Source organism: Thermodesulfovibrionales bacterium, assembly GCA_026417875.1.
GTDB lineage: Bacteria > Nitrospirota > Thermodesulfovibrionia > Thermodesulfovibrionales > CALJEL01 > CALJEL01.
The window spans coordinates 1-13,461 of record JAOACK010000054.1 but is presented as its reverse complement, the minus strand read 5'-3'; the positions used below and the strand labels follow the sequence as shown (position 1 = coordinate 13,461).

Here is a 13,461-nt window from a genome sequence, read left to right as displayed (position 1 = left end):
GATAGGTTGCTCCAACAGGACAGACCTGTACACAGGGAGGGTTCTCGCATTGATTACATAATTTTGGAACAAAAAATGCCTTTTCAATTTCTTTGGGTTTTACATCCACATATTCGCCTCTGCCAAGTTCAATTTTTGTAGATATAAATCCATCCCTTGCACCTTTTGGTGTATCTGCAAGAAGGCGACCATCCTTTGTGAGGACATAGCGTTCAACCCAGGTCCTTGTTACATTTGCATCATAGGGAATCTCATTTTCGAGCTTGCATGCCTTAACACACAAACCACAGCCAACACATTTATAGGTGTCCACAAGAAATACCCACCTAATGCCTGAAGACTTCGCAGCAAATATCTCATCTGGTTTTAATATCTCTACAGAGCCTGTAATAGCAAGTAAACCTGCAAACCTTAATGTATTTTTAAGAAATTCTCTTCTTGTCATGTTTACCTCCCGGGGTGGGTTTATGAGGATTGTGGCACATGGAGCACTCAATACCAGGGTTATGCTTTTCAGGATCTATACCTCTTATATTTGCCCTGTTGCTTGTTGGATAGGAAAGATAGGTATGGCACCTTAGGCAGAGTTCTCTTGACCTGTCTATTGATAATTTCAAAGGATCAGTTGGATGGTCTATGGCAGGCCCATGACAGTTTTCGCACTGGAGGATGGCGTGATGCGAGCTGTTTAAAGAATTGTATTGATCAGGATGACAGCCACTACAATATTCATTGCCCTGGTATTTGATTTTTATAGCTTTCCATTCTTCCTCATTTGATTTCCTGTACCATCCATACATATAGCCACGCTCATGAATTCCGAAATCCCCTGGAACATAAAAGGCCCTTACAATGAGTATTAAACTGACAAAGGCTAAAAAGACAAAGAGAGGTCTCAGTACATGCATACATACCTCTAATAATAAAAGATTAAATCAATATCACAGTCTTAACCTTTAATCCTACCCCTTTATAAATGACTCTGGCTCTTTATATTCATGACATGAGGTGCATAAGGTCTTTGCCTTCTCCGGTGTCACACGCCATGAATGGGGTTTATGGCAGTTCATGCAGTTCTTGCCTAGCATCTCAAGATGTCCACCGTGCTTGCCTACAAAGGGTATATTCTGGTGGCATCTAAGACAATCTCCAGAATCAGGTTTTACCTTTGTATGGGGCTTATGACATTCATAACAGTAAAATTGCATGGGTGCATTCTTTGGAATATGAATCTTCTTTGCCCGTGCAATAACCTCTTTTGTAGGTGTAAAGTACTTTACATCTATTGTACCATCTTCTATGAGTCTTTTCCTTATACCTTCATCAGTGCTGTGGCAGAAGAGGCATTTATTTCTTCCTGGTTTAAGGTCAACTGTCCTGTCTGTATGGCAGTTAAGGCAGGGAAGGGCCTCCATTCCACCATGAACCTCTTTTCCCTGATGGCAATTTATACAGAATCTCTCCTCAGGCAAAAACCTGTGGGCAATATAACCATGGCATTTTGAACACTCTATCCTCTCATTAAAGACATGAAGGGCATGGTAACGGGAAGGTGCTATGCTCGGTTCATTGGGATAACGCTCATCAGTGTCCCAGTGGCATCTTACGCAGAATTTCCAGGGCACTATTATCTTTCCATGTCTTGGCGGCAGCGTTGTGGGTCTATGTATTACAAAATTTATTAGTAGCCTGTTTGCCTCAGGTATGCTCAGGTGGTGACAATCATGACAGTTTATACCTGCGTGCTCACTCTCTTCCCATGCCTTAAAGGCAGGCCTCATAAGATGGCAGCTTAAGCAGAATTTGGGATTATTTTGTGTAAAATCATAAAACCTGTAGGCAATATAGCTACCACCAACAAGTATTATTAGAGTAAGAACAGCAATTATAATCTTTCCCTTAAGTGATATCCCTTCTTTGAGCCACTCAGTGGGTCTAAGTAGCCTTTTGAAAAAACCCCTTTTCTCTGCTTCAGACATTTTTAGGGCACCTCCAGTTACTTAATTTTTTTATTAAAAAATAATTTTAAAATACTCAGCTCGAAATGTCAAATAAACTTAATTAATCAAATATAATAAAAAAATTTTATGAATTTTTAATGAATAAAAAAAAGTTGCTTGCCACTCAAGAAAGGATCTTAATCTTAAATGTATTTTCTTTTTAGATTCTCTTCATGACCTCAAAGGCTGCTTTTATGGTTCTGTCTATGTCTTTTTCACTGTGGGCAATGCTTAAGAATCCTGCCTCAAACTGAGAGGGTGCAAGATAAACACCCCTTTCGAGCATGCCCCTGAAGAATCTTCCAAATCTCTCTGTATCAGAGGTCTTTGCTGTCTGGTAATCATAGACCTCTCTATCGGTAAAATAGGTACAGAACATAGTGCCTGCTCTGTAGAATTTTGTCTGAATTCCTGATTTTATTGATGCATCCCTGAGCCCCTCTTCAAGCTGTGATGCCCTCTTTTCAAGAAGTCTGTAAACAGATTTATTTGATAGAATCTTCAGGGTAACTATGCCTGCTGTCATTGCAAGAGGATTGCCTGAAAGGGTTCCTGCCTGGTAAACAGGGCCTTCAGGAGCCACCATGGACATTATGTCTTTTCTTCCTCCATAAGCACCTACAGGAAGACCACCACCAATGACCTTTCCAAGACAGGTGAGGTCAGGTTTTATACCATAATAAGCCTGGGCACCTCCATAGGATACCCTGAAGCCTGTCATTACCTCATCAAATATAAGGACAATTCCATACTTCTCTGTAATGTTTCTTAGACCTTCAAGGAATCCTGCTTTCGGAAGAACACATCCAATATTTCCAACCACAGGCTCAAGAATGATACAGGCAATATCCCTCCATTCAGACTCAACAATACTCCTGACTGCCTCAAGGTCATTGAAGGGAAGGGTTATGGTATTTTTTGCATAATCCTCTGGTACACCAGGACTATCAGGAACTCCAAAGGTTGTTGCACCTGAACCAGCCTTTACAAGAAGTCCGTCAGCATGACCGTGATAACAGCCTTCAAATTTTATTACTTTATTTCTCTTTGTAAATGCCCTGGCAACCCTTATTGCAGACATGGTAGCCTCTGTGCCAGAATTGACCATCCTTACCTTTTCTATTGATGGATAGGCCTTTTTAATGAGCTGTGCAAGTTCTATCTCAAGAGGTGTTGGTGCACCATAGCTTGTACCTTTTTCAATTGCCTTTTTAAGTGCTCTGACCACCTCAGGATGGCTGTGGCCAAGAATCATCGGCCCCCAGGAAAGGACATAGTCTATAAATTCGTTTCCATCAACGTCGTAGATCTTTGAGCCCTTTGCCTTTGCTATAAACAGAGGATTTCCTCCGACAGCCCTGAATGCCCTTACAGGACTGTTAACACCGCCTGGTATGTGTTCTACAGCTTTTTTGTAAAGAGCAATAGATTTGACAGTCTTCATATTCACCTCTTATTTATTTGTTATTTCAAAAAAAGCTTTATAATTTTATCAATCCTCTGATTGAGGTGACCTGCTTCATTACCTGTAACTATCTATTGCCTTTACCTCCCTATCTACTGTCTTATCAGCTCTATCTGCCTGTCTATCTTATTATTAAGGTATCTGAAATCCTCTTTATTACCTCTACTTATGTCATCAATAACTTCATAAATGGCTCAAGGGTAATTTTCTTAACTAAATGTTTAAAAGTTTCCTTCATAAAAAGCTACTCACTTTTTACTGAATAAGTCTACCAGAGTCACCAATGGGTGTCAAGAACTTTTGCATCTCTTTAATCTTTTAATAAGCTCCTCATATTCCAGGCAGTTAAGGACATCCTTTTTCTCAAGCCATCCCCGTCTTGCAATGGATACTCCGTACCTCATGTAATCAAAATGCTGGGTGAGATGGGTGTCTGTGCTTATTACAATGGGTATTCCATATTCCTTTGCCATCTTTGTATGGTGCTCATTAAGGTCGAGCCTGAGGGGATAGGCATTTATCTCAAAGGCCACTCCATATTTCTTTGCCTCTCTGAAAATCGCCTCAATGTCTATCTCATAGGCATCCCTTTCTCCAATGAGCCTGCCAGTGGGATGGGCTATTACGCTCACACAGGGATTCCTTATTGCAGAAAGAAGCCTCTTTGTTAACTGCTCCTTTGACTGTTTGAAACCAGAATGGATTGAGGCAACAACAATATCAAGCCTCTTGAGGATATCATCTGAAAGGTCCAGCCTTCCATCACTCCGTATATCTATCTCAACACCCTTAAGGAGTTTAAAATTATTCAATCTGCTGTTTACTTCATCAATAAGTTTTATCTGCTCAAGAAGTCTCTCCTCATCAAGCCCCCTTGCAACTCCAAGGCCCTTTGAATGGTCTGTGATGGCTATGTATCTGTAGTTTCGCTCCTTTGCTGCCTTAATCAGTGTCTCGAGGTCATGACTTCCATCAGACCACTTTGTATGGACATGGAGGTCACCTTTTATATCATCAAAAGAGATTATATCAGGAAGTCTTCCTTCAAGAGCTGCCTCTATCTCACCTGTATCCTCCCTGAGCTCAGGAGGTATCCAGGGAAGGCCCAATATCTTATAAACCTCTTCTTCTGTTTTACCACCGAGCTTTCTGTTGTCCGATTCCCTGAAGACTCCGTATTCATTTATCTTCAATCCCTTTTTCGATGCCATCTCTCTGAGCTTGATATTGTGGGCTTTACTGCCGGTAAAATACTGTAGTGCTGCACCGAAAGAGTCCTCCTCCACAACCCTTAGGTCAACCTGGATACCCTCTTCAATGACCACAGAAGATTTTGTAGAACCCCTGGCAATCACATCCCTTACCTGTGGAAGATGAACGAAGACCTTCATAACCTCTTCAGGTTTTTTTGATGTTACGAGTATATCTATGTCCTTGATGGTATCCTTCCATCTACGAAGGCTTCCTGCAATTGCTATATCCTTAAGGGGTGCCTTTTGCTTGAGTGCCTCCACAATATCCATTGCAAGTGGAAGAACCCTTCCAATAGGTTTTCTCTCAGAACCTCTTTTAAGGAACTCTATGCCCTTTAGGATATTCTCCTCTGTCTTTTCTCTTATTCCAGGTAGGGTTCTGAGTTTACCTGATCTTACTGCTTCTTCAAGTTCTTCAAGATTCTTGATATTTAGTTTTTCATAAACAATCTTTGCCCTCTTAGGTCCAAGCCCTGGAACCTGAAGGAGCTCAAGAAAGGTTTCGGGAAATTCTTTCTTTAATTCTTCATGAAGGGTAAGCCTTCCTTTTGTAATATATTCTCTTATCTTTCCAGCAAGGTCCTGACCGATTCCAGGAATCCTGGTAAGCTCTTCTTCTGAAAGACCAGAGATATCCTTTGGAAGGCCCTCTATCTGCATAGCAGCCCTTCTGTATGCCCTTATCCTGAAAGGATTCTCACCCTTCAGTTCAAGAAGGTCTGCAATTTCATTAAATAATCTTGCTATCTCCTGATTCTTCAAGAGGCTTTACCCTGAGGTTTTATCTCTTTTTTGCCCTTTTCACCTTCAGCAGTCCCATCAGTTCAAGGGCATTCTTTGGTGCATATCCATTAGCATCGTTGTTAAAGTAAATATATACATCCTTCTTTTCTTTTAGAAAATTATTTATGAGCTTCCTATCAGCCTTGAGCTCATCCATTGTGTAACAGTCTGCATAGGTTCCGTGACCGTGCCTTCTTATATAAATAAAATCTGCTGTAGTAGGAAGGTCTTTCAGAAATTCAGGCCAGTCAGCAAGACAGAGTGCACAACCCTCTTTTTCAAGCATCTGGAAGACTTCTTTTTTTATCCATGTCTCGTTTCTGAACTCAAAGGCGTTTCTTCTTCTGTATTTTCTTAGACCTTCAAGAAAGGCCTTAAGCCTTTCTTTGTTGTAGGTTAGATTCGGCGGAAGCTGCCAGAGTACGGGTCCAAGCTTTTCCTTAAGGAGACTGACCCTTGAAAAAAATACCTCAAGAGGTTCTTCAAAGGATTTGAGTTTCTTTACATGTGTAATAAACCTGCTTCCTTTGAGACTGAAGATAAAATCTCCGGGTGTCTCAGAATACCATTTTACAAAGGCTTCTCTTTCAGGCAATCTATAGAATGTAACATTCAGCTCAACAGTGGAGAATTTCTTTGAATAGTAATCAAGAAAGAATCTCTCATCAAGATCTTCGGGATAAAAGGGTCCTTTCCAGTGTGTGTAGTGAAAACCGCTACAGCCAACAAGTAATTTTGCCATTAATTTATTGTATCATACTATATGGCCTTTAAACTGGAAGATTTTACAAGAGAACCAAAGATAGCCTATTTCTCCATGGAGATAGGTTTGAGAAATGATATTCCGACCTATAGTGGAGGACTGGGAATACTTGCAGGTGACACACTGAGGTCAGCTGCTGACCTGAGCCTTCCCCTTGTTGCAGTAACACTCATAAGCAGAAAGGGTTATTTCAGGCAGAGGCTCACAGAAAAGGGAACCCAGATAGAAGAGCCCTGCGGATGGGAACCTTCAAAACTTTTAACAGAATTACCTCAAAGGGTATCAGTATGGATTGAAGGAAGGGAGGTAAGGATAAAGGCATGGGTTTATGTGATTGAGAGTGTTACCGGTGGAAAGGTTCCGGTATTCTTCCTCGATACAGACCTTGAAGAAAATACATCTCAAGATAGAGAGATAACCCATTATCTTTATGGTGGAGACATGGCTTACAGACTCAAGCAGGAGGCTGTTCTTGGAATAGGCGGAGTGAGGATGCTGGATGAACTGGGGTTTGAGATCAAAAAATACCACATGAATGAAGGGCATTCGTCCCTTTTAACACTTGAACTCCTGAGGAGATTTCGAAGGGATATCGAAGAGGTCTGGGATGAGAGGCTTGTGTGGGATGATGAGAAAGTGAGGTCTTTATGTATCTTTACAACCCATACTCCTGTAGAGGCAGGTCATGATAGATTTCCCTATGATCTTGTAAAAAGGATACTGGAGCCTGTGGTGCCACTACATGTACTCCAGAGATACGGTGGTGAGGATGTACTGAATATGACGAGACTCGGCTTCAATCTGAGCAGATATATAAATGGAGTTGCAAAAAAACACGGTGAAGTATCAAAACAGCTATTTCCCGGATACGAGATACATTCAATAACCAATGGAGTCCATTCCTATACATGGACATCTGAACCGATCAAGAAGCTTCTTGACAAGTATATTCCGGGCTGGGCAAATGAACCAGAGCTTCTTGTAAGGGCTGGAAGAATCCCTTCCGAGGAACTCTGGAATGCTCATATGGAGGCAAAAAGGATACTCTTTCAGTATATTAAGGAGGCAACCGGAGTTGAGCTCAATCCAGAGTTACTCACCATAGGATTTGCCAGAAGGGCAACAGCCTATAAAAGACCTTATCTTCTTTTTTATGATATTGAAAGGCTAAGGAAGATAGGCTCTGGCAGACTCCAGATTGTGATGGCAGGTAAGGCACATCCAAAAGATGAGCCAGGTAAAAAGATAATTGAAAAAATCTTCGAGATAAAGGAAGCTTTGAAGGATGATATCAAGATAGTTTATCTTGAAAATTACAACATGGATATTGCTTTAAAAATCGTCTCTGGTGTGGATTTATGGCTAAATACTCCTCTGAGGCCTCTCGAGGCATCAGGAACAAGCGGTATGAAGGCTGCCCACAATGGTGTGATAAACTTCTCGGTTCTTGATGGTTGGTGGATAGAGGGTCACATTGAGGGATATACCGGCTGGTCAATCGGTCCTTTACCATCTGCAAATCATCCTGAACCAGATGCAGACAGAAGGGATGCAGAAGATCTTTACAGTAAACTTGAAAATATCATTATTCCAGTGTTTTATGAAAATAGGCATATCTGGATAAAGATCATGGAAAATTCAATTGGAAAGATCGCCTATTACTTTAACAGCCACAGGATGATGCGGAGGTATGTTACTGAGGCATATATTAAGTAAGAAGGCAGCGGGTTCAGTGCTTCAGAAATTCTGTATTTATAAATATATAAGCCTTTTTTCTTAAGCTATCAATATGTTCTTTAAGTGATTCATTTGTTTTTATCTCTGTAAGAACTTCCTCAATCTTTTCAGCAACATCCTGAAGGGATCTGTTACCAAAATGAGACTTATTGGCCTCATAATACTTCTCTATCTCTTCCTCTGTTACCCTTACAGATGCCCTGATTTTTATTTCTATATACTCTTCAATTATCCTGTTCTCATCCTCCGGATTGAGAAATCCCCTCTGCTCTGAGATCCTTGACAGCCTAACCTCCCTGAGAAGGAGAAGCCTGTTTATCATGCTGTCAATCACCTCTTTTTTTGATATCTCTGGAAAGGCTTTCTTCATTACATCGTATCTTTCGTTAAATTCACTTAGAGTAATGACCTCATCTTCAACCGCAGCGACAGTAGCCTCAATTAAAGAAGCTGAGGTTGAGGTTGAATAGAAAAGTAAAAAGCAAAAAAACAAAAAGACTGCTGTTCTACTGCTCTGCTGCTCTATTACCCTATTAAAAAGCATGACCTATACTGAAATGAATCTCTCCCTTTGACTCACCGGGTCTTCTTTCAAGTTTCTGTCCGTAATCAAGCCTCACAGGACCTGCCGGTGTATTATATCTGAAACCTATACCAGCTGAATACCTGAGGTCACTGAGTGAAATTCCTTTATCTTTGAACCATACATTTCCACCATCAAGAAAGGTTACAATTGAAAAAGATCTCCCAGGATACCATCTCAGCTCAAGATTTGTCTGGATAAAGGAATCACCTCCTACCGGTGTATCATTAATCTTTGGACCGAGGCTATCCTGAGAAAATCCCCTCACAGATGCCCTTCCTCCAAGAAAAAACCTCTCGACCACTGGTATCTCCTCGGTCTTACCAAAAGGCCAGGCTATACCAGCCCTGAGCCCCAGGGCAAGTACAAACTTCCCTGAAAGTGAAATATAAGTGCTCGCATCTCCGTTGACCTTTATAAACTCAACCTCTGAACCTAAGGCTTCTGATGCAATCTTGAGTCTTCCACCTGTGAGAATACCTTTCCTCGGATCAAAGGGATTATCCCTTGTATCATAGACCAGTCCCGGGACAAGACTGCTTATGGCTAGGGTACCGGCATCTTCTCTTGGAAGAACGATCTCAGGTCTTACATCATAGGTCTTTACAACAGAAAATTCATGATAAAGTTCAAACTTGAGATTTTCTGACAGAGGGGTCTCTATTCCTGTCTTTTCAGCATATCTCCTCAGTCTGTAAAGAATCTCTCCTGTGTCAATGTTCTTTTCTTTTCTTTCCTCATAAAGAGGTATTATTCTCAAAGAAGTCCTTGAATCAAGAAGTCTGGGGTCGTAGTAATTAATTATAAATCTCCTCTCAAGAGAACTTGTCTCTATTCTCAGAGATATCTGCCTGTTCATCCCGGAAATATTTCTATAGCTTAAATCCATAAATCCCCTGTATCTTTCATATTCACCATAACCGATACCGAATTCGAAGGCACCCTGGGGCGATTCCTTTACAGTAATAAGTACATTCTGAGTGGAATCCTCTCTGACAGGTTCAATCTCAACCTCACTGAAGAGACCGAGTCTGTAAAGCCTCTGCCTTGTCTCAAGAAGAGAGCCATGGCTGAAATAAGCTCCTGTCTCGTAGGGCAATTCCCTTTTTATAACACGCGAGGATGTGTCAAGATTCCCTCTTATAATTGTCCTGCCAAAAGAGTATCTCCTTCCCTCTGAAATGTTAAATACAATATCTGCATAGCTATTTCTGAACACTATCTCAACATCACATTCTGCATCAATATATCCTTTAGAAAAATAGTACTCAAGTAATCTGAGCTTTGCATCATTTATATCAGTCTCATTAAAAGGTATTGCCTCCCTGAGTTCCATAATCTCCCTCAGAGCTTCTGTATCTATCTCTCTATTTCCCTTTATAAAAATCTTATCTATCAAAACCTGCTCACCTTCTTGAATCATTATTAATATAGAAAGGGTCTCTGTCTTTTCATCAAAATCAAGAACAGGTTCATCTATTACTATATTTCTATATCCCAGTGAGCGATAGAAGGCCCTAAGTCTTTCCAGTGCCAGATCAAGTTTTTCAGGAATAAAGTACTCCTTATCTTTTAAACCAGTGATTTTAAGAAGTTTATCCTGAGGCAGGGTTATACCGGAAAGAATAATCTTTCCTATCCTGTATCTCTTACCTTCATCTATTTTAAATACTATGTATAATTGCCCTATTTCAGCTTTATGCTCAACTTCAACAGCAGCAAAGGGATAACCCTCTTTTTTATACGCAAGAAGTATCCTCGTTCTTGCCTCTTCTATGAGTTCATCAGATATTGACTCTGCTGTAGAAAAGGGCATCAATTTAAAGAGTTCCCTATCTGAAAATGCCCTGTTTCCCTGAAATTTAACAATCACCCTCGTGCCGGGATTAACAGAGAAGTGGAGAATACCATCCTCAAAGGATGCCCTCACATCAGGATTTATAAAACCTTCATTCTTGTAATATTCTCTGATAAAATTTATATCTCCTTCAAGTAGAGTGAGGTCAAAAGGCCTGTCTACTGATAGCCTTATAAATGGTGTAATCTCTTCAGGACCTTCTATCTTTTTGATAATAAGGGGTTGCCCTTCCTTTATATGGAGTTTCAATCTAATCCTTGACCTTTTTTCTTTTATCTCAAATCTGATGTCGACCTCTGGATAGCCTTTTTTTAAAAGGTATGCAAGAAGGTTCTTTCTTGCATCCTCCAGAAGATCATATCTCATGGGTTCTCCCTCTTTAAGTATAAAAGCACCGAGTATGTCATCACCTGAAAGATAAAAATTTCCTTTTACCTCTATTCGCTCAATAATCTGCCTTTCTCTTACTTTTATCCTTATTACTTCATCTTCTCGTTCTATCTTTATATCATCAAAAAGGCCGGTAAGAAATGCCCTCTTTATACCCCTTCTTACTCTATCAGTTGATAAAGGCTCATCCTGAATTCCAAGAATTTCAAGAAATTCCTCCTTTTTCATAGAATAGAGACCCTCAATTTCAAAAGAGGTTGAGGCTGATACTATGGCTGAAAAGATTAAGTTAAAAGATAAAGAAAAAATTAAGATCAACCATAATCTTTTATTAACTGAGCTCAACCTTAATTTTAATCTCCTCTTTACCGGAACTGGAATCTGAATTTTATGTCACCTCCCATACTTCCACGCTCATCCTTTTCACCAACGAGCATGATCTTTTTGCTCAATTCATATTCCACCTTTATCACATCAGATTCTCTTGATCCCACAGCACTTGAATAAAGTATGGATAATCTTTCACCAAGTTTCTTTCCAACAGTTACCCTGGGACCTATCTCACCTGTCTTAGATACATAAGGACTAATCTGAACCCTGTCTATACCTGTATAGAGTCTTGCCCTATGTTCCAGAGTCTCCTGAAGCTGCCCTGTTATAAAAGAGCTTGCCTCAGCAGCACCTATACCTCCTCCATAACCCTTGAGTGCTGTTCCTGTCTCTCCAACCGCGAGCAGGGCTATTATATCAACCTCATCAAGATGAGGTTCTGAGGAAAGAGAAAGATTAAATTTTCTGAGATACCCCTCCATAAGAAGAGATATTCTGTAACCTCTCGAAAAGGTTTCTGCCCTTATTCTGAAATAGGGATCTATTCTATCAGGAGTTGTAAAATCAGCAGTGGCACTTATGAGTTTCAGCTCATTGTTTCTGAAATAGACCATACCCTCAAGTGTCTCAACCCTGCCAAGAATCACAGGTTTCTTGAGTGTTCCTTTAAGAAGAAAATCAACTTTAAGTTTTGCATTTGCAATATTATTGTCAACCATAAGAACTGACGAGGCATCAGGAATAGGTCCGGTTATTTTAATGTTTAAAGATGCATCAAGAAAGGTCGGTATTGACACCTCGGGTGGTGCTGGCATCTCCTCAGCTCTTTTCAGCATCCAGGATCTCCATTCAATGAATTTTCTATAAAAGGCCTTTTTCAATCTTACCTCGCCTGTAATGAGCCTGAGATATCTCTCACCTTTAAGATAAAGATTTGAATCAAAGGTCAATGTAAAATCTTCTGAAACTGTAGCTGATATATTGTTAAGAGTCACTTCCATATTGAATCTTCCCAGTCTGAATCCCCTGAGGTATGCAATACCCTTTGCGTAAACTATACCTCCTGCTACCTTTCCACGAAATTGTTCAATATTTATCCTGTTTTCATTGAATCTGATAAGGGAGTTAACCTCTGTTACCTGGTACGGTATATCTTCTATACTCAGAGTTCCGTCCTTTAAGGAGACCTCTCCAGAAAGCTGCGGAGAATCCCATTTGCCTGAAACTGTTATTCCGAAATCAACCTTTCCTTTAATATTCTTTATTGACCTTGAAAATTTCTTAAAAGGCCAGAGGTAAGTAGAACCCCTGAGATCAAGGGCATAACCCTCTCCTATGTTTATCTCTCCAGAGGCTTTAACAGAGCCTCCTTCATTTATCATTTCTAATGAACTGATCACAAGCCTTTTATCCCTGAGTTCAAGCTTAACAGGTACCCTGTTTCTGAGTTCGTGTCCAAAACCTGAAATTGCAAATTTATCAAAATAGAGATTGCCTGAAAGGACATGCGCTTCTTTGACGAGTATAAGGTTTCCCTTCAGCCCGAGGTCAACGTCCTCCGGAGCATCCTTTATCAGTGCCCGAAAGATGGTTTTATACGAAGCATCTCTAAATTCAATTTCCACATTATAGTTAAAGGGAGCTACAACATCACCACGAGCTCTTAAAATAAGAAGACCATCAAATAAGGAACCTGCCAGAGCAAGAGAGTCTTTCTCTATCACTCCATCAAATTTTAAGGCTCCAACTGGTACTCCATTGAGCCTGACCTCCTCAGAGTGGATATTTAAAAATCCATTAATTTCAGGAAAGACGCCTGTTCCTTTAGCTTTTATCTTAAGTGCTGTATCAAAAAACTCAGGACTGAGAACTTTCAGCTCAGCTGTCTTAATAAATGAATAGAACTCATATTCATACCTTTTCCATTCTTTAAGGTTAAGAGAACCCTCAAGGCTGGATGCAGGACTTCTGAGTTTTAAGCTTAATTCCTGTGATAGATCATCGCCAGTGAGTCTTATATCTCCATTAAGTCTTAACTCTTCTTTAAGGGGAAGTCCGGAAAGCAAAGAATTCAGTCTGAAATTTTGAAGCTGGAGCTTGAGATTAAAAAAGGGGCGGGAAAAATCAAATATCTTATGAGAGTCAGGGAATCTTATACTGCCAGAAAGTCTGTGTTCTTCATTTATATTTGCCCCTGTCAGTTGATGCTCAAAGTCTGAACCGTTGTAGGAAAAAGTCCCTTTTATATAATCGAGATTATAGCCATTGATAGATGGTGAATTGATATTCAATACACCCT

The 13,461-nt window shown here is 40.2% G+C and carries 10 protein-coding genes; 1 reads left to right on the top strand and 9 read right to left on the bottom strand.

The annotated features are described in order from the left end of the window. From N2257_08910 to N2257_08885, 6 genes are all read right to left on the bottom strand, one after another. A partial coding sequence (locus N2257_08910) for a 4Fe-4S dicluster domain-containing protein (protein MCX7794502.1) occupies positions 1-445 on the bottom strand: 445 nt, incomplete at its 3' end. Then, the gene (locus tag N2257_08905) at positions 423-908 is read right to left on the bottom strand and encodes a cytochrome c3 family protein (GenBank protein ID MCX7794501.1); all 486 of its coding nucleotides are present in this window, start codon (positions 906-908) and stop codon (positions 423-425) included. The genes N2257_08910 and N2257_08905, both read right to left, overlap by 23 nt. A 54-nt stretch (positions 909-962) precedes the next feature. After that, a complete protein-coding gene (locus N2257_08900; protein MCX7794500.1) occupies positions 963-1,979 on the bottom strand; it encodes a cytochrome c3 family protein in 1,017 nt (338 codons plus the stop codon). Positions 1,980-2,160: 181 nt separating this feature from the next. Further along, the gene (gene hemL, locus N2257_08895; protein ID MCX7794499.1) at positions 2,161-3,444 is read right to left on the bottom strand and encodes a glutamate-1-semialdehyde 2,1-aminomutase; all 1,284 of its coding nucleotides are present in this window, start codon (positions 3,442-3,444) and stop codon (positions 2,161-2,163) included. A gap of 311 nt (positions 3,445-3,755) precedes the next feature. After that, entirely contained in the window at positions 3,756-5,480 is a 1,725-nt protein-coding gene (gene polX / locus N2257_08890; GenBank protein ID MCX7794498.1) for a DNA polymerase/3'-5' exonuclease PolX, read from the bottom strand. Between the two features lie 19 nt (positions 5,481-5,499). Beyond that, positions 5,500-6,243, bottom strand: a complete 744-nt coding sequence (locus tag N2257_08885; GenBank protein ID MCX7794497.1) for a DUF72 domain-containing protein — start codon at positions 6,241-6,243, stop codon at positions 5,500-5,502. A 21-nt stretch (positions 6,244-6,264) separates the two neighbouring features. Between N2257_08885 and glgP the strand changes: the two genes are divergently transcribed. After that, positions 6,265-7,980 carry an alpha-glucan family phosphorylase gene (gene glgP, locus N2257_08880; GenBank protein MCX7794496.1) on the top strand — a complete coding sequence of 572 codons (1,716 nt, stop codon included), beginning with the start codon at positions 6,265-6,267 and terminating at the stop codon, positions 7,978-7,980. Positions 7,981-7,993: 13 nt separating this feature from the next. Here glgP and N2257_08875 read toward each other — a convergent pair whose 3' ends face one another. The 3 genes from N2257_08875 to N2257_08865 all read right to left on the bottom strand — a co-directional run. Beyond that, entirely contained in the window at positions 7,994-8,545 is a 552-nt protein-coding gene (locus N2257_08875; GenBank protein MCX7794495.1) for a hypothetical protein, read from the bottom strand. Then, positions 8,535-11,060 carry an outer membrane protein assembly factor BamA gene (gene bamA / locus N2257_08870; GenBank protein ID MCX7794494.1) on the bottom strand — a complete coding sequence of 842 codons (2,526 nt, stop codon included), beginning with the start codon at positions 11,058-11,060 and terminating at the stop codon, positions 8,535-8,537. Before bamA ends, N2257_08875 begins: the two co-directional genes overlap by 11 nt. 137 nt (positions 11,061-11,197) lie before the next feature. Then, positions 11,198-13,461, bottom strand: a 2,264-nt coding sequence (locus N2257_08865) for a translocation/assembly module TamB (GenBank protein MCX7794493.1), incomplete at its 5' end; no start/stop codon positions are given.